The 20,540-nt window shown below is 32.9% G+C and carries 12 protein-coding genes, 1 tRNA gene and 4 pseudogenes; 13 read left to right on the forward strand and 4 right to left on the reverse strand.

The window, feature by feature from the left end; translation table 11 throughout:
• Positions 1 to 35 precede the first annotated feature (35 nt).
• Both idi and AAGD42_RS02095 read left to right on the forward strand, forming a co-directional pair.
• Entirely contained in the window at positions 36 to 761 is a 726-nt protein-coding gene (gene idi / locus AAGD42_RS02090; RefSeq protein WP_341753083.1) for an isopentenyl-diphosphate Delta-isomerase, read from the forward strand.
• Positions 762 to 884: 123 nt separating this feature from the next.
• Positions 885 to 960, forward strand: a tRNA-Ala gene (locus AAGD42_RS02095).
• 208 nt (positions 961 to 1,168) lie between these two features.
• On the opposite strand, the pseudogene AAGD42_RS02100 reads toward AAGD42_RS02095, so the two are convergent.
• A pseudogene (locus tag AAGD42_RS02100) lies at positions 1,169 to 1,477 on the reverse strand (ATP-binding protein); the annotation flags it as partial.
• A gap of 106 nt (positions 1,478 to 1,583) precedes the next feature.
• Here AAGD42_RS02100 and AAGD42_RS02105 point away from each other — a divergent pair.
• Entirely contained in the window at positions 1,584 to 2,336 is a 753-nt protein-coding gene (locus AAGD42_RS02105) for an IS5 family transposase (protein WP_341753366.1), read from the forward strand.
• Here AAGD42_RS02105 and AAGD42_RS02110 read toward each other — a convergent pair.
• The gene (locus AAGD42_RS02110) at positions 2,263 to 2,874 is read right to left on the reverse strand and encodes an ATP-binding protein (protein ID WP_341760754.1); all 612 of its coding nucleotides are present in this window, start codon (positions 2,872 to 2,874) and stop codon (positions 2,263 to 2,265) included. The genes AAGD42_RS02105 and AAGD42_RS02110 overlap by 74 nt on opposite strands.
• Positions 2,875 to 3,668: 794 nt before the next feature.
• Between AAGD42_RS02110 and AAGD42_RS02115 the strand changes: the two genes are divergently transcribed.
• Complete coding sequence (locus AAGD42_RS02115) at positions 3,669 to 4,973, forward strand: APC family permease (RefSeq protein WP_341753085.1); 1,305 nt, start codon at positions 3,669 to 3,671, stop codon at positions 4,971 to 4,973.
• 8 nt (positions 4,974 to 4,981) lie between these two features.
• Positions 4,982 to 5,884, forward strand: coding sequence for a M23 family metallopeptidase (locus tag AAGD42_RS02120; protein ID WP_341750147.1), 903 nt, complete (start codon positions 4,982 to 4,984; stop codon positions 5,882 to 5,884).
• A 324-nt stretch (positions 5,885 to 6,208) separates the two neighbouring features.
• Here AAGD42_RS02120 and AAGD42_RS02125 read toward each other — a convergent pair whose 3' ends face one another.
• Positions 6,209 to 7,411, reverse strand: a complete 1,203-nt coding sequence (locus tag AAGD42_RS02125; protein ID WP_341753086.1) for an MFS transporter — start codon at positions 7,409 to 7,411, stop codon at positions 6,209 to 6,211.
• Between the two features lie 386 nt (positions 7,412 to 7,797).
• On the opposite strand from AAGD42_RS02125, the gene AAGD42_RS02130 reads away from it, so the two are divergent.
• From AAGD42_RS02130 to mraY, 3 genes are read left to right on the forward strand one after another with little or no spacing between them, the layout of a single operon-like run.
• Positions 7,798 to 9,243, forward strand: coding sequence for a UDP-N-acetylmuramoyl-L-alanyl-D-glutamate--2,6-diaminopimelate ligase (locus tag AAGD42_RS02130; RefSeq protein WP_341753367.1), 1,446 nt, complete (start codon positions 7,798 to 7,800; stop codon positions 9,241 to 9,243).
• Positions 9,244 to 9,303: 60 nt separating this feature from the next.
• Complete coding sequence (locus AAGD42_RS02135) at positions 9,304 to 10,677, forward strand: UDP-N-acetylmuramoyl-tripeptide--D-alanyl-D-alanine ligase (RefSeq protein WP_341753087.1); 1,374 nt, start codon at positions 9,304 to 9,306, stop codon at positions 10,675 to 10,677.
• Positions 10,677 to 11,762 (forward strand): phospho-N-acetylmuramoyl-pentapeptide-transferase, encoded by a 1,086-nt coding sequence (gene mraY, locus AAGD42_RS02140; RefSeq protein ID WP_341750144.1) that lies wholly within the window; start codon positions 10,677 to 10,679, stop codon positions 11,760 to 11,762. Before AAGD42_RS02135 ends, mraY begins: the two co-directional genes overlap by 1 nt.
• A gap of 141 nt (positions 11,763 to 11,903) precedes the next feature.
• Here the strand turns inward: mraY and AAGD42_RS02145 are convergent.
• Positions 11,904 to 12,071, reverse strand: a pseudogene (locus tag AAGD42_RS02145) (ATP-binding protein); the annotation flags it as partial.
• On the opposite strand from AAGD42_RS02145, the pseudogene AAGD42_RS02150 reads away from it, so the two are divergent.
• The 5 genes and pseudogenes from AAGD42_RS02150 to AAGD42_RS02170 all read left to right on the forward strand — a co-directional run.
• Positions 12,070 to 12,342, forward strand: a pseudogene (locus tag AAGD42_RS02150) (integrase core domain-containing protein); the annotation flags it as partial. The pseudogenes AAGD42_RS02145 and AAGD42_RS02150 overlap by 2 nt on opposite strands.
• Before the next feature lie 246 nt (positions 12,343 to 12,588).
• A pseudogene (tatC, locus tag AAGD42_RS02155) lies at positions 12,589 to 13,343 on the forward strand (twin-arginine translocase subunit TatC).
• Entirely contained in the window at positions 13,321 to 14,607 is a 1,287-nt protein-coding gene (gene serS / locus AAGD42_RS02160; RefSeq protein ID WP_341753088.1) for a serine--tRNA ligase, read from the forward strand. The pseudogene tatC and the gene serS overlap by 23 nt, the downstream one beginning before the upstream one ends.
• Positions 14,608 to 14,659: 52 nt before the next feature.
• The gene (locus tag AAGD42_RS02165; RefSeq protein ID WP_341760780.1) at positions 14,660 to 17,098 is read left to right on the forward strand and encodes a VirB4 family type IV secretion/conjugal transfer ATPase; all 2,439 of its coding nucleotides are present in this window, start codon (positions 14,660 to 14,662) and stop codon (positions 17,096 to 17,098) included.
• A 16-nt stretch (positions 17,099 to 17,114) separates the two neighbouring features.
• Positions 17,115 to 20,492 (forward strand): hypothetical protein, encoded by a 3,378-nt coding sequence (locus tag AAGD42_RS02170; RefSeq protein WP_341760755.1) that lies wholly within the window; start codon positions 17,115 to 17,117, stop codon positions 20,490 to 20,492.
• The last annotated feature ends 48 nt before the right edge of the window (positions 20,493 to 20,540 follow it).

Genomic DNA, 20,540 nt, shown 5'->3' on the forward strand with positions numbered 1-20,540 from the left:
TCTCATCAATTGACTATAGTAGGAGTAAATCATTAATGTCATACTCAAATGAGCGGAAGAATGGGAATAACAAACAAAGGGTAAACGAACAGAGTATATACTCGAATGATCTGGAGAATTGGAATGTAAAACAAGGGGTGAGCGAGCGGAGTGTACATTTAGTACATGAGCACGCGAATGCCCCGAAGTTTTGCAGAACCAATTCTTCAAAGCATTCGAGTATACATGTTGTATTAGTTGATGAACAAGATAAGATTCTTGGAACAGAGGATAAATTGATGGCTCATAATTCTAATACACCATTGCATAGAGGAGTTTCTGTGTTTCTTTTCAATAGTCAAAAGGACATCTTGATACAAAGAAGAAGCTTACTCAAAAAAACCTGGGGTGGCTTTTGGTCTAATAGTTTTTGTGGACATCCACAAATTAACGAAACTTACGAGCAGGCTGTTTATAGGCATGCAAAATTTGAATTAGGCTTGGTCAGCTTGCAGAAAGTATATTTTATTGCTAATTATCGTTATAAATTTGCTATAAATAATATTGTGGAAAATGAGATATGTCCGATATATTTAGCTTTATCAGATGATGTTATCAGAATAAATGAACAAGAAATAGCAGAAGTAAAATTACTTAAATGGCAAGATTTTAAGTTATACACAGAGGAATACTCAGCCAACTTTTCTCCTTGGTGTAAAGAAGAGCTTAAAATATTAGAAAATAGCGAAATATTCAAAAAATTTATGGATTCAGCTTTATAATTATAGTATAAAACTGGACTAATAAGTATATTCTGCAAATAATGTGAGTATATATGTCAATTCAGGAGAATCGGGTAGCATGCTGTTACCAACTTCTCATCAATGACTATATAGGATATTTTAGGGGTCATAGCTCAGTTGGTAGAGCGTTTGAATGGCATTCAAAAGGTGGGGGGTTCGATTCCCCCTGGCTCCACCATATATAAAGGCTTTTCAGCAATTTTACGACTCTCTAAAAAAATTCCTATGGCTATTTCATGGCTGTTTTTTTCTAAAACTCCTCAAAATTGACCTACAAAAAGGTCTATTTTTAACCGTTTTTCACGGGGAGGAAGTATGGTGTCAATAAGCGTTGAAAATTGACCCAGCAAGTGCGTCCAATTTTGCCCCACTTAAATTACAAAATATTAGCTCTTTTTTTTCATACGGTAACTCTCATTTCCAGTTTCTATAATATCGCAATTGTGACAAATTCTATCAAGCAGTGCTGCTGTCATTTTGTTACATCCAAATACTTGAGGCCATTCGGAAAACATAAGGTTGGTGGTAATTATGATTGAAGTATTTGAGTGTAACTTAGATAGCAAATGAAAGATAAGCTGACCACCATTTTTAGAGAATGGTAAATAACCAAGTTCATCAAGTACTAAAACATCCATTTTTTCTATTGAACATGCAAGCCTTCCTGCATGACCAGCAACTTTTTCACATTCTAGGTTCTGTTGACAAAATTTTATGTTAAGTTATCAGAGGAGAATAAAGAAGTTGTAATAGTAAGAAGAAATGGTAGTTTCTAGTTATCGAAACCAAGAAACTACCGATATGAAGTATTACATAGAAGACCAAGCATGGGAAGCAATTTTATCATTTTTTAAGAAAAAAAAAGCTATACACAACAAGAATGAGGAAAAAATAAGACAGTTTATTGAAGCAATATGGTTTATTGCTAGAACAGGTTGTCAATGGCGTCTTCTGCCTGATTATTATGGTTGTTGGTACAGTGTTTATCGCAGATTTAAGAGATGGGTTGACAAAGGTATATGGGAAGCTTTAATGGATCATGTTAAAGTAGATGTAGATATGGAATCAATGATGATTGATGCAACTATTGTAAGAGCACATGCTTGCTCATCTGGATATATTAAAGGTAATCAAGAGGAAGCAGCTTTAGGTAGAAGCAAAGGTGGTTTTAGTACTAAAATTCATGCCCTCGTTGATGCATTGGGTAACCCACTGAAGTTTATACTAACTGCTGGGCAAAGAAATGATATCACTCAGGCTGAAAATCTTACTAAAGATGTTCAGAATACGACGGTGATAGGCGATAAAGGATATGATAGTAGTGCGTTTGTAGAAAGCTTAGAAAATAAGGGGGGTGAGGTTGTTATACCACCAAAATCTAATCGTAAAGTACAACGTGAATATGATAAACATATTTATAAAGAACGCCATTTAATTGAATGTTTCTTTGGTAAAATCAAATATTTTAGGCGTATATTTTCTAGGTTTGATAAAGCCCCAACCACCTTTTTAGCCTTTCTAAATTTTGTTGGAGCTTTAATATGGTTACGTTAAAAATTTTGTCAACAGAACCTAGTTGGTTTGCTAAATCTACAAGATTAAAGAACTTTGATTTATAACCCTTTCTTACTGCCCTTGCACTAATGGCTATAGCAAGGTGCGTTTTGCCGGTACCAGTCCCTCCAATTAACACTATATTTCTAGAACTATTAACAAACTCACAACTATATAAATGCATAATTTGCTCTTGGCTTATTGGGGTAGCAGTAAAAATAAAATTATCTATATCTTTCTTCTCTGGAAACTTTGCAGCTCGAATTCTACTTTGAATAGCTCTGAGTGTTCTAGTCTTAAGCTCAGATTTTAATAGCTGATGTAGTCCATAATTCAATGTTGCATTACGCCTTATGGTTTCAGCTATAACCTCATCATAAGATTCCAGTATTTTACTTTCATTAGCCTCATCCATATAACAATGATTCCTACCTCCTCTTTTAGTTTCTTTTAATACTGATTCTCCTTGCTGATAATAAGCAGTATGAAAAGTATTTGGATGTAACAAAATGACAGCAGCACTGCTTGATATAGTCAATTGATGGGAAGTTGGTGACGTCGTCACTCGTCGCTCGCCTATTACTTATAGGAATCGCTCCATTGTTCCTAGCACCAAATTCCCCTGAATTGACTATAGAATTTGTTACAATTGCGATATTATAGAAACTGGAAATGAGAGTTACCGTATGAAAAAAAAGAGCTAATATTTGTAATTTAAGTGGGTCAAAATTGGACGCACTTGCTGGGTCAATTTTCAACACTTATTGACAGACGCGAATACCCCGAAGTTTTACTGAGGCAATTCTTCAAAGCAGAAGAGTATATAGAGTATATAGAGTATATAAGTTCAGCAAAGTTCTCAACATAATAATAAAAATATATTTACAATCCTTAATCAAAATGGTAAATAAGTAGATGAAAAGTCTACTAAATGGTTTGTTGAGAAATTACAAACTGATGATCAATAAAAATAAGTTGATTGCTTTTACTAAAGGAATGTTTATTACTAAACAAACCTACGATAAGAACACTATGTAACGATTATTCTTACTTCAATTTGGGTTTGAAAATCATCTACTAAGAGGCGGCCTGCGGTAACTAATTAATTATATTTTGAGCTATTTTTCGGCGAGAATAAATATGATTTTTGAAGGAATAGTATACCTATTTCAAAAAAATTATGTTTATTCTCAATAATATATTATTAGTGTATAGTTTACAAAAACTTGAGTAATTGGTTTATCAATTTTCAAGTTTTTATTTTTTTATGTACAGTTTGTAATTACTACTGCCTGAAATAAGTTCAGGGTTTATCATACAATTCAGGATTATATGTCACAAAAGCTTGGTTTTTGGTCAGTTTTTGCTTTAGTTATTGGTAGTCAAATTGGCACCAGTGTCTTAATATTACCAGCAAGTTTAGCACCATACGGTATTTTTAGTTTAGTTGGAGGAGTAGTATCCTCCTGCGGTGCTATAATTTTAGCACTGTTATTTGCTATACTTTGCTGCCGATTCCCACAAACAGGTGGACCCCATGTTTATTTAAAAAAGGCATTTGGTAATGATGTAGCATTTTTTACCGGCTGGACTTATTGGGTTATTTCATGGGTTAGTACGGCTGTAGTTGTTATTTCAGCTATTACATATTTAACACCTTTAATTGGGGTGAGTAATAGTTTTGTGATCTTAATTTTGCAGATATTATTGTTATTTGCTATTATGTTGCTAAACCTTAAAGGTGTGGAAGTAGCAGGGCGAGCTGAATTTATACTAGCAATTCTAAAATTCATTCCATTAATAGTAGTGCCAATTGCGGCATTATATCAGTTTGATAGTAATAATTTTGTTATGGATAAGCAAATAACTAATTTAACTTTTTCTCAAATTCTTGGTAAGGTAACATTATTAACATTCTGGGGATTCATTGGTTTAGAATCAGCAACTGTTCAAGCTGGTTCGGTAATGAATCCATCAAAAACAATACCAAGAGCTGTAGTAATAGGTACGCTTTGTGTTGCTATTTTATATCTCATTAATAGCGTTGGAATAATTGGTTTAATCCCACCAGAAGACTTAATACATTCTAAAGCTCCTTATGTAGATGCCACCCAAATAATTTTTGGTGGTCAGTGGCATCTACTTATTTCTTTGATTGCTTCAATTATTTGTATTGGAACGTTAAATGCTTGGGTACTAATCAGTGGACAAATTGCTTTGGGACTTGCCCAAGACGGCTTAATGCCATCTTTTTTTGCTAAACAAAATAAAAATGGTGCTCCAATTTGGAGTTTAGTCATAAGTTGTATTGGAATATTATTATTATTGATTAGCACAACCAATGAAGATTTATCAGAACAAATTACCGAAATAATTGATTTTTCCGTTATCTCTTTTTTATTTGTATATCTAGCCTGTAGCGTAGCTTTTTTAAAGTTACTATTAACAAAATCAGAAAAATCTTCAACATATCAATGGTTAATTGCCCTAGGATCAATTGCCTTTTGCCTATGGATTATTTATGAAACACCATTAAATGTTACAATAAAAGCTATCTCATTTGTATTAAGCGGAATACCTGTTTATCTTTGGTATAAAAAGCAATCGCTTCTTAGGTTATGTAAACAAATTTTATAAGGAGCTAAATGCTTAAGTCCTTTATATTATTATTAACTATATTATTCCTACAAGGATGTAGCACCTCACCTGTTAATAAGACATTTTTAAACGTCACGGCACAGCAATTACAAAAAGATTACAAACTAAATCACGGCACTTTAATTATACAATATAATTTAGCAGCACTAAGTAAAAATGACTGTATTTATGCAAAAAACTTTGGTCTCATTATTAATAATGAAAAATATAACAAGGCTTTTTTGCAAAAATTTAAAACTATCGGCTCTAAGAATATTAATAGCCAAGTAATTAATAGCCAGGCAATGATTAAATCAACCAAGATTAAAGATTTGTTGCTAAAGTTAAATTATAAGTATAAATTCTTATCTCAAACAGAATTACAACTTGTTCAAAAAGCTAGTAATAAAAATAGTTCTGATAATATTAAGGAGCTAGGACAATTAGATAAACTAACTGCTACTATTCCTATAATGTTACCACAATATAATGTAAAGGTTACTAGTCATTATGGCATGCGTAAACATCCTAGGAAAAAACAAAAAAAATTCCATTGCGGAACAGACTTAAAAGGACACAAAAACTCTTCCATTTATGCCTCTGCTGATGGAATAATTACCACCGTAAGGCGAAAAAGTGCTTATGGAAATTTGATAGAAATAAAACATTCAGATAAATTCATTACTAAATATGCTCACTTAAAAAAAATACACGTAAAAGAAGGAGATATGGTTATCAAAGGTCAGAGTATTGGAGTGCAAGGTAATAGTGGTAACAGTACAGGAGAGCATTTGCATTTTGAAATTTGCCTCAATAACAAGCATGTTAACCCATTTGACTTCATATCACATGCTTGCAACTGTAATAGTTATGACTTAATGAAAGAAGTCTATTGCAAGGAGCTACTTTAGGCTCTGTGAACAAAATTTTAATTGTTTAGATTTCGACTCTTTTTAGCTGCAAATTATAAGATTTTTTTGAAATAGAACTAACTATTCCGGCAAAAATCTTATTAATTTTCGCTTAAAAATACTCAAAATCTAAACAATTAAAATTTTGTTCACAGAGCCTAGTAGCGACGAAGCAATTTCTAACTATTTTCTTGGATTGCTTCGTCGGCTTATGCCTTTTCGCAATGACATATATGCACCCCAATCGTCATTGCGAGACCATGTAATGGTCGAAGCGATCCATTTTTGATCACTTTCTGGATTAGCTATATTAAGCAAGTAATGCTACAGACTCTTCACCGCCCATATAGTAGCTAAAGTAATCATTGCAATATAAACTCCTATAGATATAGAAGAACTAGTAAAGTGCCAAAGAGCTATGCACACTGCAGGAGCAGAGCGTCCAAATATTGGGGTGCCTATAGCGTCACCAATACTAACCAGCATATATTTATCTGAACCATGGAATAGGCTATTAAGCCAATAATTTAGTGGGCATACGAATAATACCCCTAAGGTAATAATCCATAAGCGGACAAAATTAACATACCATACAGAAGCATCTGTCATATATAACCATAATGGTATTATACTAATAAACAGAATGCTAGTGCTTACAAGCATTATATCCACAGGGCGATATTTCTTAATAAAATACCATATTAGTGGAATCATTGCTACATCCATGATTAATAAGAGAGTATTAACACTCATCATCGTTTCCAAAGATATAGATGTGATAAGAGGAACAAAACTATTCATCACTATAAAAGGTATGACATATGTCATGTAGGAAAAGCCACTAACTATAGACACCCGTAAAATATTGCATTTATTATTAAATATAATATTCAATATCATATTTAATGTATAAGATTTTTGTTCTATTGCTTTTTGAGATGTATTGGCATAACGTCTAAGATAGCCTCCTACAATCCCTGTACTTCCTCCTAATATAAAACATAAACGCCAATATTCATGATGATTGGAACTAATTAGAATTGCACTGACCAAAGAAGCAATAATAATCCCAAGCATTGTTGATAATTGATATAGAGATGATGCTTTTAGCCCTTGAGTCTGTACCTTATTTTCTAGAATATATAATTTGGCAATAGAGCTTTCTCCTTCACCAAAAATTCCTAACATCGTTCGAATAATGAGCAACATCAATGGTGAGAACCAGCCAATCATTTGATAAGTTGGTATAAATCCTATTAACATAGTGGTAATAGCAACACCTATCAATGAATAGGATAGAGCCATAGTTGCCCCTCGTTTTTGGGCAATCATACTAAAAATTATTGCCCCAACGGGTCTAGTAATTATTGAAGTTGCTAGCACGCTATAGGTTAAGATCAAAGCAACTATAGGATCATCTTTGGGAAAAAAGATGATTGATAAAATTGGAGCAAGGAAACTATAAATAGCCGTATCAAAATGATCCAGACTATTACCTATTAAAATTGATAAATCTTTCTTTTTCATGAGAGACCGTAAAATTTTTGTCAAAAATTATCTATAGCTAACCCGATTAGTATGTTATCCATAGTAACTGGTGCTATTAGCTAGGAGGCACTTTGTGCAACACACCGTCATTGCGAGGAGACCATAAGGTCGGTGAAGCAATCCATTTTTGGTTGTTTTTATGGATTGCCGCGTCGCCGCAAAGCGGCTCCTCGCAATGACACCTATGCACAATGATGGGAGTACTGTGGTCTCGCTAATAAGTGTCTGTGAATTTGGTTTAGTGTTATCATACTAACTCTTTACATAGGTTACCATACGTGATAAACACACTTATATACTATTTAATAATTAATTAGGCTATATTTAAATTGCAAAAAATATTCGATAATAAAATTATCTGTCAGATGAACTCTTGCAGTTTGTGCTGTGACTCTAGACTAGCTAAAGCTGGTGATATATTCTTTGCGATTAAAGGAGTGGATTCTGATGGTAATAAATTTATTGATGATGCAATAAATAAAGGGGTGAGATTTATTGTTACAGATGATGCTGAGAGTTTAAACAATCCCAATATTACCGCCAATGATGTACATATAAATCTTGTGAGTGATGCACGGTTGGCACTGAGTCAAGCTGCTAATATTCTCTACCCATTATTACCACCATATATGGTAGCTGCTACTGGTACTAACGGTAAAACCTCGGTAGTATCATATTGTAGGCAACTATATACATTATTAGGAGTACCAAGCTGTTCTATCGGGACTATTGGCGTAGAATGTGCCAGTGGTTTGGATTTAAGCGTCCAAGACATTTTAGACAAATCCCCGGCTCTTACTACTCTTGATCCTATAACTTTTAAACATATTTTACATAAGCTAACTGAGAATAACACAAAATATGTAGCTTTTGAGGCTTCTAGCCATGGTTTAGATCAACAAAGATTATGTGGTGTAAAAGTAAATGCTGCTTGCTTTACTAGTTTTAGTCAAGATCACCTTGACTATCACCAAAATATGGATAAGTATCTTTTAGCCAAACTAAAATTATTTACAGATAATTTATTGCCAACAGGAACGGCTGTGTTAAACTCGGAAATAGCACAATTAGATTATATTAAACATTATTTACAACAACGTAATATAAAGTTTTTAACAGTGGGTATGAATGGTGATCTGAAAATTATCGACAGCACAATTCCTGGACATAAGGTTTGTGACTATAAAGGGCAAAAATATAATTTTACTACTGATATAGTTGGTAGTTTTCAAGCTAGCAACTTACTGATTGCTGTTATGATGGTGCATTTGACTGGCTTTCCTTTGGAACAAGTTATATCGAAGTTATCGCAAGTTAAAGCAGTTAAAAGGCGTTTAGAGAGAGTAGGTAATAGTAATGTGTTTATCGACTATGCTCATACCCCAGATGCTTTGGAAAAAAGCTTACTGGAGTTAAGAAAAATAAAATCAGATAAGGGGTTATTAAAAGTAATTTTTGGTTGTGGTGGTGATAGAGATAGCAGTAAAAGACCATTAATGGGGCAAGTTGCGGCGAAAATTGCCGATGAGATTATTATTACTGATGACAATCCAAGAAACGAAGATCCAAAATCGATACGGCAGCAAATTATACCAGCTATTATAGCGATCACTAATAGTTTTATAGAAATAAAAAATAGAAAAATAGCAATTACTGAGACGATACATAATTTACAAAAAGATGATATTTTGCTAATTGCCGGCAAAGGTCACGAAAATTATCAGATAATCGGTAATAAAAAACTACCCTTTAACGACTTCGATATAGCCAATAAAGCTCTACAAAATAAAAATAAACTTATTGACAATTAAAGCAAATTTGGGGTAAGAATTGTCTTGAATTTGCGTAGTGTATAATATTAAAATAATATAATGATTTGGTCAGCAAGAGACTTGAGTAATGCATTGAATATAGAGGTACATCCTGATATTCATGGCGGACAAGTTCAATTCAATTCTAATTCCGTTACAGATGGTGATTTGTTCATTGCTCTTAAAGGAGCTAATGATGGACATAATTATGCGTTACATGCTCTAGAACGTGGGGCAAATGCGGTAATTATTAGTCAGGAAATAACAGGGCTGCCTGATGAAAAAGTAATTATGGTTCCTGATACCTTAACTGCTTTGCATCAGATGGCAGAGTATAAACGGCAAAAATCCCAGGCGAAGTTTATTGGGGTTACTGGCAGTAGTGGTAAAACTGGAACTAAGGAAGCAATCAAAACTGTACTAAATCACTTTGGCTCTACTTTTGCTAGTCGAGGAAATTTCAATAACCATCTTGGTGTGCCTATAAATCTTGCTTCTCTACCGGATGATATAGAATATGCTGTTTTTGAAATGGGTATGAATCATCCAGGAGAAATAAGAACTCTAACAAAAATGGTTAGACCTGATATATCAGTCATTACTACAATATCAGAAGCTCATCTTGAATTTTTTCAGTCTCAGCTGCATTTGGTTGATGCTAAATGTGAAATTTTTGAAGGAATGTCAAAAGATGGTATAGCTGTTATAGATTTAGATAGCCCATATTATAACCGAGTTTTACAAAATCTTAAGCAATTATCGATTAATAATATATATAGTTTTGGCACATCACCATATGCAGATTGTAGCTTAATATCATATGAATATCAACAAATTACCCAACAAGTTCGTTTACGTTATTCGATTCATAATACTAAAATAGATATCAAGATTCCCCTTGTACCAGAACATTATGCTAGAAATTATACTATCGCTCTTCAGATGTCAGCCATATTGAACTTAGATATTAATGTAGCAGCAAGACAATTAAGCAAAATATTATTAATGGATGGTAGGGGTAAGCTAATCAATGCCAAATATCATGGTCAGGACTACCAAATTATCTGCGATTATTATAATGCTAATCCAGAATCAGTAAAAGCTGCTTTATTATATCTAAAACAGCTTAGTGGCAAGAAAAAAATTGCTATAATAGGTGATATGTTAGAATTGGGGGACAATTCGATAAAATTCCACAAAGATTTAATACCAGCAATTCTCGATTCTGGTGCTAACAGAGTTTTTTTAGTAGGCAATAATACCCAATATATCTATCAATCTTTGCCAGACGAAATAGAAAAAATACATTTTGATAATGTTGATCTGTTAATAGAAAACTTAAGTAAATTACTTAAGGGCAATGAATTAATCTTAATAAAAGGGTCAAATAGTACCCAACTTAGTAAAATCATCCAATCTTTTGAGTTACACTAGTGATATACAACCTTCTTGCCCCCTATATACATAAGTTGCATGTCGCAAATTTATTCCACTATATTACTTTCCGTATCGGACTTGCCATATTATTTAGTTTGACTATTTCTTTTTTGATAGGACCTAGGATAATTAGAGCTTTACGAAATTTACAAAAATATGGGCAACCAATTCGTAATGACGGACCAGAAACCCACAAAGCCAAAGTAGGGACACCAACTATGGGCGGGATAATGATTATCCTCAGCGTTTGTCTTTCTACTCTCTTATTTTCTGACCTTACTAATAAATATATATGGATAGTGTTATTTGTCTTTATTAGCTTTGGTATACTTGGTTTTATGGATGATTATGCTAAAGTAACAAAAAACCACCATAAAGGAGTTAGTGGTAAGAAGAAATTATTATTTCAGTTTACTATTTGTCTAATTGCTTGTTTACTGTTAAGGGATGCCAATAATCAAGGAAATAATCTGCTGACTATTCCATTTTTTAAGAATTTGTTGATTGATTTGGGATTGTTTTACATTCCCTTTAGTATGTTTGTTATAGTTGGAGCATCAAATGCGGTGAATCTAACTGATGGTCTTGATGGTCTTGCCATCGTGCCGATTGCTATTACTGCAGGTTCTTTTACCTTAATTATTTACTTGGTGGGTAATAGTTTCTATGCAAATTATCTGCAAATTATTTATGTACCAAATATTTCTGAATTAACTATCTTCTGTGCTTCAATTGTTGGTGCTAGCCTAGGATTTTTATGGTTTAATGCCCAGCCAGCAGAAATCTTTATGGGAGATACTGGTAGCCTAAGCCTCGGTGGTGCTCTTGGTATTGTTAGCGTTATTGCCAAACACGAATTTGTTCTAGCAATTATTGGGGGGCTATTTGTTGTTGAAACCTTATCAGTAATTATTCAAGTATATTATTTTAAAGCTACCCGTGGTAAAAGACTTTTCAAAATGGCTCCGTTGCATCACCATTTTGAAAAACATGGCTGGTCAGAGTCAAAAGTTGTGATACGTTTCTGGATTATAGCTATAATATTTGCTCTAATTGGTTTGTCTTCGCTAAAATTGAGATAGGAATGCGTTTAAAAATCGTCATTGCGAGCTGATGTCAATAAGCGTTGAAAATTGACCCAGTAAGTGCGTCCAATTTTGACCCACTTAAATTACAAAATATTAGCTCTTTTTTTTCATACGGTAACTCTCATTTCCAGTTTATATAATATCGCAATTGTGACAAATTCTATCAAGCAGTGCTGCTGTCATTTTGTTACATCCAAATACTTGAGGCCATTCGGAAAACATAAGGTTGGTGGTAATTATGATTGAAGTATTTGAGTGTAGCTTAGATAGCAAATGAAAGATAAGCTGACCACCATTTTTAGAGAGGTTTCATAAAACCATGAAAAATGAGTTTTATGACACTGCAATGCGTAAAAAAATTTACAATTCACTTTTTGAATTGCAAAAAGATCTTGATACCTGGTTACGTTATTATAATAACGAACGTCCTCATTCTGGTAAGTATTGTTATGGTAAAACGCCTATGCAAACCTTTAAAGATAGTAAAAAATTAGCGTTTGAAAAAAATAATGATATCTTGTATCTTGAACACTTATCTGACAGTCAAAATTTATCTGACAATCTAATAAGTTAATTTATGGGGTCTGTAAGATCAAATCTTGACTTCTACACTTAATTTCGTGGGGATACATCAGATTGCGAGGAGACCATGAGGTCGACGAAGCAATTTACTCTTTTATGGATTGCCACGCCACCTACGGTGGCTCGCAATGACGTTTTTTGTACTTTAACTTTTTTCCGTGAACGCTCACATGACACTTTAAATTGTTTTTCCACGACTTTTAAACTATCCTAAACATAATTCAATATAATATTTTATATGAAATCATATACTTTTAAAGAACATTTTTTAGAGTTAAAAGCTAGATTATTACGAATATTTGCTGCATTCATTATTGGTTTTATTATTTGTTATTATTTTAGTAGCAATATATATAATATTTTATTAGAACCACTTGCAGAATTAAGTCATGCGAATATAAAAAGAGTGATCTATACTGGTCTTACTGAAGCATTCTTTACTTACATAAAACTTGCGGCTTTTGTTTCTTTTGTCATGATTATACCAATTATCGCCATAGAATGCTTTCTATTTATAAAACCTGGATTATATTCACACGAGAAAAAATATGCGGCTTTTATTCTTTTTATGTCTCCTATTTTATTTTGGTGTGGGGGTGTCTTTGTTTTTTACTTTGTTATGCCGCGTGCATGGCAATTTTTTTTGAGCTTTGAAGATCATAATGTCATTATTCCACTAGTTCTAGAAGCTAGAATTAGCGAATATTTAAACTTAGTAATTCAGTTAATTATTGCATTTGGTGTAGCCTTTCAATTGCCTATTATTATGCTAATATTAAATTTATTAAAAATATTAACAGCAAAAGACTTAGTGAACAAGCGAAGATGGTCTATAATAATTATTTTCATTATTGCTGGTATTTTAACTCCACCGGATGTGCTTAGCCAATTTGCTCTTGCAATACCAATGCTTTTATTATATGAAACTTCAGTTATTATGTGTAAATTTGTAGAAAACCGAGGAAATTAGATGTTAGATATAAAATGGATTAGAGAAAATAAACAGGAATTTGATGATTTACTTATCAAAAGGGGAATTCCTCCAATGTCCGATAAAATTACTAAACTAGATGAAAGCAAACGTCAACTAACTAATCTTATTCAACAATTCCAGCATGCAAGAAAGAAAAAATCTAGATATTTAGGTAACATGCCTAACAAGAGTAGTAAGGAATTTGAAGAACTAAAGCGTGATGTGGATCATATAAATGAAAAATTAGAAGAACTGACTCTAAAATTAAATAGTAATCATCAGCTTAACGATATGCTGGGAGTACTTTCAAATCTTCCTGATGATGACGTGCCATACGGTACTGATGGAAGTATGAATAAGCTGATTAGAACAGTCGGAGACATTACAACAAAACCATCACCATTGTTAGCTAAGCAGCATTTTGAGCTTGGTGAGAGTTTAGGTATGATGGATTTTGTACGTACTGCTAAAATGTCTGGGAGTAGATTTGTAACTCTCAAAGGAGATTTAGCAAAGCTAGAGCGGGCATTGATTAACTTTATGATTGATATTCATACTGAGGAATTTGGTTTTATTGAGTTATCTCCTCCATCTTTAGTACGACCAGTTGCTATGTATAATAGTGGTCAATTGCCAAAATTTGCAGAAGATTCGTTTGAAACGACGAGTAATTACAGGCTAATTCCAACAGGCGAAGTACCTCTTGTTAATATGGTATCTGATACTATAATAGCTAGAGAAGAATTACCTATACGTTATGTTGCTTATACCCCTTGTTACAGATCAGAATCTGGGAGTAGTGGTAAGGATACTAGAGGTATGATACGTATGCATCAATTTGGTAAAGTTGAATTGGTTACAATAACTACTGCAGAAGAATCTAAATGTGAACATGAATATATAACTAATGCAGCTGAAACCATTCTAAAAAAACTTGATCTACCATATAGAGTTATGTTGCTTTGTACTGGGGATATGGGATTTACTGCAAAAAAAACCTATGATCTGGAAGTATGGTTACCAGGTCAAAATACATATCGTGAGATTTCAAGCTGTTCTAATTGTGGAGATTTTCAGGCGAGAAGGATGAAAGCTAGATATAAAGAATTTGGTAGTAACGAAACTACTTTTGCCCATACGTTGAATGGTTCTGGTTTACCAATTGGTAGAACGATAATCGCAATTCTAGAAAATTATCAAAATACTGATGGTTCAATAACGGTTCCAGATGTTTTGGTGAGTTATATGGGTGGGTTAGAACGAATTCAGTCCACTAAAAATTAAGATAGTTATGCTAAAAACAAAAGAATATATGTAGGTATCACTGGTGTTTAAAATAGTTGGTAACTCAAGAAAAATTGATAAGGATTTGTATAATAATTCTGCAGAGAATTTCATTCCAATTGCTTGTCATTATAATGAAAATACTCTGTTAACTAAGAATGGGGAATTGCTTCAAACTATCCAAATAAACGGTATTAATCCAGAAAATATTAGTGATAAGCTATTCAATCTACGAGAAGTAGTGCGTAATGCTATCAAGAAAAATGTTCGTAATAAAAATTTTGCATTCTGGATACATACGGTACGACGTAAGACAAACTTAGATGACACAACTCCTTACAATAAATTATTACCAGCTAATATTCACAATCTATGGCAACAAAAAAATTACTGGGATGATAAATTTGTTAACACCTTATATATCTCAATAATTTATGATTCTAATAACATTAAAGTTAAAGATATCAACTCTTTGATAACTTCTTTGTCTTTCGACAAACTTGTTAATTACCAAAATAACTACTTAGATAGTGTTTTTAAAATGCTAAATAGTACTGTTGATACCATACTTCTCGATTTACAAGATTTCGGTGCCGTAAAGTTAGGAATAAGATTTGAAGGAGAGGAATCTTACTCTGATTTGATGTTTTTATATCGTAGAATAGTCCATCTCAACGAGGAATATTGCCTAGTGCCGATTGCCAATTTATCTAATGCTTTAGCGTCTAATCAATATGCAGTTGGTAACGATAAGATTGAAGTAATAAGTCAACATGGTAAAAAGTTTGCATCCATTATCTCAATAAAGGAATATCAAGAAGTATCATCGGCTGCCCTTGATGGATTTCTACAATTGCCTGTAGAATTAATAGCAACAGAAATATTTTATTTCGTTGATAAAAAAGATGTATCTAAGGCATTTGAAGAACAGGCTTATATTTTACAAGTTAGTAAGGATGCTAAGCTTGCTGAAATTACAGGAATAGATAAGATAATGAATCTTGATGCTTCAATCCCAAACCAATTTTGTAAACAACAAATTTCCATTGCTATTATAGGATCAGATTTAAAAAAATTGGATCAATCAATTGCCCAGGCATCTAAAGAACTTGCTAAAATTGGGATTATCCATGTGCGAGAAGATATAAACTTAGAATCGACATTTTGGGCACAACTCCCAGGCAACTTTTCTTACATTAGAAGGTTGGCTCCAACAATTATAGAAAATACAGCTGCCTTAGCTTCATTACATAATTTTCCAACTGGAAACCAAAATAATATATGGGGTAAAGCGGTAACTCTGCTTAGAACGGAGAAAGGAACACCTTACTTTATGAATTTTCACGCTAGCAGTAACAATAGAGGAAACACTTGTATTTTTGGCACAGCTAATACTGGTAAGACTGTACTAACAAATTTTTTAATTTCTGAAGCAACTAAGTATAAGCCAACAATATTGTATTTTTCCAACAATAATGATTCAAAGATTTTTGTTGAATCAATTGAAGGGCAGTGGATTGAAAAGGAAAAAAATCTAATAAATCCATTTATACTAGATGATACTCTAGAATCAAGACATTTTATTGTTGAATTTCTTAAAATAATTTGTAATCATTCTTTTTATCCTCTAACCGAAATTGAATTAGCTTTTCTAGAAATTTTTGCCGATAAAATTCATAGTTTAGATAATAAGGATCGTAATTTTTCATCCATTTTAAAAATAATCGATTTTTCAATAGAAGGTGGAGAGTTAATTAAACTAAAATTAACAGATTATGCAGAAGGCGGATTATATGATAGTATATTTGATAGTGATAAATTTCCTTTATCTGAAGGCAATATAATAGGATTTAATCTGCATCTCTTCTCTGAAAAGTCTTTTACTGAACGTTTTTATCCAACGGATAGAAAACTTCTAGAAGCATTCTCAATGAATTTAACTAAGCATAATAGTTTATGTGTAGGGTTAATATATGCTTTCAATTATCATCTAACTGTCACAGGGAAGAATGCAAAAATATTAGTAATAGATAATCTTGATTCCTTGTATAGACCCGAAAATTTTGATAACATATCAGAGAAGATTTCTGATAGATTGGTAAAAAATAACGGAATTATGGTGAGTAATTTTAATTTTAGTTATTTGCAGTCGATAAAAACTAGAGTGTTACAAAATTGGTTGGACTTAACAGACACTAAAATTATTTTACCATCAGAAATAAAATCGCAGTATTTAGAGCAAATTTTAGGGTTAAATGAATCGGAAATAAAGAAATTATCGAAATTCACAATTACTTCTAGAATGTTCTTAATAAATCAATACAGTCAATCTATTGCTGTGGAATTAAGCATAGGAAGCTTAATTGGCATTGTTAAGATTTTATCCTGTGGAACTGAGGAGCTGAAAATATATAAAGAAATATTACAACAATATCCAGGACATCCTGATAGTTGGATTAATCATTTGTATATAGCATTAAATCATATTTAGCTGGAGGGGAGTTTTGGTGCTAAAAAAGTATTATCTAGTGTTTTTCTTGTTGATTTACTCGGGCAATAGCTATGCAGCATCATTTTGGAATGAAGTTGCAAAATGCATAACTAACCCCTGCAATTGTGGTTACGGTAAGATAGATGAAACATGGAACAAAGTTATCAAAAGAACAATATATCCAGACCCCTTGTGTCCACCATGGAACAAGCGGGATGGACGCGATACAGATAATTGCTTAGTTCAATTTGATCCTCCTAAAAGTGGAATCGGATTTTATCTTCAGCATTGTGCAGAACGTACAACAGAAAGCTCTTATTTTGCCCCAAAGATTCGTATAAGAACTCAAAGTTGTAATGCATTTGCCTGCTGGAATCAATCAACTACTTTAAATTGGGATGGTGAATGTGTAATATGGCCTGGAGCTTATACCTTACCCTTACTCAGAATTTGTGCTAGAGTTGCTATTCCGGCAGTTGAACCAACTCATATTAATAAGACAGGAACGCCAGCAGATCCTGGTTATACTCCTGGAAAACACTTAAATGATGTTGGTTTTACAGAAGATGATAAATTGATCATTGGAGATGATGGAACACCTATTAAATTTGGTAGACCAAAGTTGTGTGCATATAGTGATCCTGGTTTGGTAAATCTTGTTTCAGCTACCGGAGTTCACTTAGATCCGCTGGACTGGAATCCAGTGAGACAACCTCTTCATAAAACAGATGCGTTACACCCTCTTACAAAAGTCCTAATATTTTTAATAGAAATTAAGGAGGGGTTGAGTATATCGGGATTATTAGGTAAGTTGTTAGATATGATGGGTTCTGACAATACACAAGGTCTTGATACTATAAAAGAAATAGTTAAATGGATAGGAAGAATTTTTGAGCAGCAATGGATGTATGATATAGCAAAAGATATCCTAAAAACAATTGGTACACTAAATCGTACTGTTGATGATTATCAATTTGGTTGTGTTGAATTACCATTTGGTCCTTTTCCACCACCATATTGTCCTAAATTAGGTAAATTCATTATTACTCCTACTACCAAATCTGTATGCAGCAAAAAGAAAGAAAACGATTTGTTTGTTCAATCTTCAGATGTACCATGTGTAGTATCTAAATTAAGGAATAATCTTATTCATAATGTCGTGCGTATTAGTTTAGACAATATGGTACCTCTTTGTAAAAATGAAGAAGACCCTCAAAAAACCGATAAATGTGTATTAATAAACAATCTTGGTTCATTTTCTTCAGCCAAAGGGATGCATATTGCTACCGCTCAACGTGATGCAATAAAAAAATGTGTTCCTAATGATACAAAACCTTGCGTTAATACAAAAATTGACTTTAAATGTAGTGTTACTGAAAATGGTTGCGAAGATGGCTTCAGGATAGTATACGCCCAAAGAATAGGCAATCACTCTACGCCAAGTAGTTACTATGTTGATGATTTACCTGATTGTAGTACTACAAATAATAAAACTACCTGTCAAGAAATATGGGGGATTAATATTGGTGAGTTTATCGATGCTAATATTGAATTTCCCAAGTTGCAAAATCAGGATGGTAACAATTTATTAAAACTACAAAAAATCTTTGAACTCAACGATAATAATGACAAGAAGCGGTCTTTTGCTGTATCAATTGTTAGAAATACTTTTTTAGATACTGATTTAGAACCTAGTTTTCGTTATGAGCCAAAATCTATTTGTGTAATAGAAGGAGATCAGCTAATTGGCTGTGAAAAAAGAGTGACAGATGGCTACCAAATCTTAACCCAAAAATGTGGGGTAATTCCCGAGGTGATTTGCCCTAATAATAGCTATTATACCCCTCAATTTGTTGCGTCAATCCAAGTATTAGACAAAGAAGGGAAAGTGGTTGATTTAACTAGCACTGTTGTTACTCCATTGTCGATATATTCAACTGAGACACAAAAGACAGAAGAAATAATAAATTTAGCAGGATATAATTTTACTTCCTTCATGGCATATATTTCTAATACCCCACCAGTTACATATATTACCATGCCCTTCTCTGGAGAAAAATCTATGAATCCTTCAACGATATATGGTAACTACAAAGACAACAAGGTTCCCTATGATACTAAAGGTACAGCTATTGCAGATGCAGTATACTTGAATGGTCTTGAATATATAAACGGTAAATATATTCAAGGAGCAACGCATGGCTGTTTACAATTCAAAGATACAGAAAAATGTATTCCTGGAGTAAATGATACTAATTGCGTGTTAGCAAAACTACTGGAATCAAATATAGTTGATTGCTTAAAATTTAAGGAAAAAAGTGCACAATATCAAAACCACCTTCCTCTATGTAAAAATATTACTAATTGTAACTCTATAGAAAATATTGAAGGTATCACAATTTATAAATGCAATACCATGTATTGTTATACAAATAATCGTAAACAAGGTGTTGAAGTATGTAAAGTTTCTCTAGATACCAATAATAGAATTGATCCGGCTCCATCACAAGGAGACAAGATAAATACTGGACAGCATTACACTAATGCCTTTGATAAGGAAAAAGGGACTCCTAACTATAATCAGAAGATTGCTGCAATCCGAGATAAAACCCCCCAGGAATTAGGTTTTTGTACTCCAATTGATATCCCTAAGTGTAAAGCAATTTCTACCCCGACTGATATTAGTGGTAATGCAACATGGAAGTCTAATAAGATAAGTGATCCAGATACAGAAATAGGTCACTTGGCACAAGGTACTTGCAAGGATGGTTGGGTATTAATTGATTCGAATAAACCACTACAGCGTTATTGCCTATTAAATATAGCTACTAAAAGCGTTGATTTCGAAGCCTTACCGGAGGGAGTTGGTTGTAAAGAGAATAATGGTCTTAGTTTCAAATATACAAACGACTTTAAAAGTAATTTTCCTGTAAAAAATAGATATGATACTTCAACTAAAGTTGGTACCTTGGTACTTGGTGGTTCATACGATTCTACAGCCTACCTAATAGATACATTACATTGGGCAAATTATGAGATTGATGTACCCAATACTAATATGCTAACCTCTTTCACAATAGGTGAGGCTAATTCGTATTATGATGATTACTTAATGATTAAAGTCAATGATAAAATTATTTATACTGGCCCCCCTAATCATGAGTTTAAGGATATAGAATGTAGAGATTATCAAGCTGACAAATGTGTTGTTTACATTTCTAAAACTGGTAAAAAAGAAGATTTTGTGCAAGCTCCTGATATATATGACAAAACTAAGTTACCACAACTTGATCTGATTCCACATTTACGAAATGGTAAGAATAATATTAAGATTTATGTTGGAGTTATTGGTGGTGGGGTGTTGAATCTTACTATTAAATACCGATTAAAATAGCATAAATCTTAATATAACTAACCAAGGCTAACATTATACTCCATTTAC

Source organism: Candidatus Tisiphia endosymbiont of Dioctria linearis, assembly GCF_964026545.1.
In the GTDB taxonomy this organism is placed as follows: domain Bacteria; phylum Pseudomonadota; class Alphaproteobacteria; order Rickettsiales; family Rickettsiaceae; genus Tisiphia.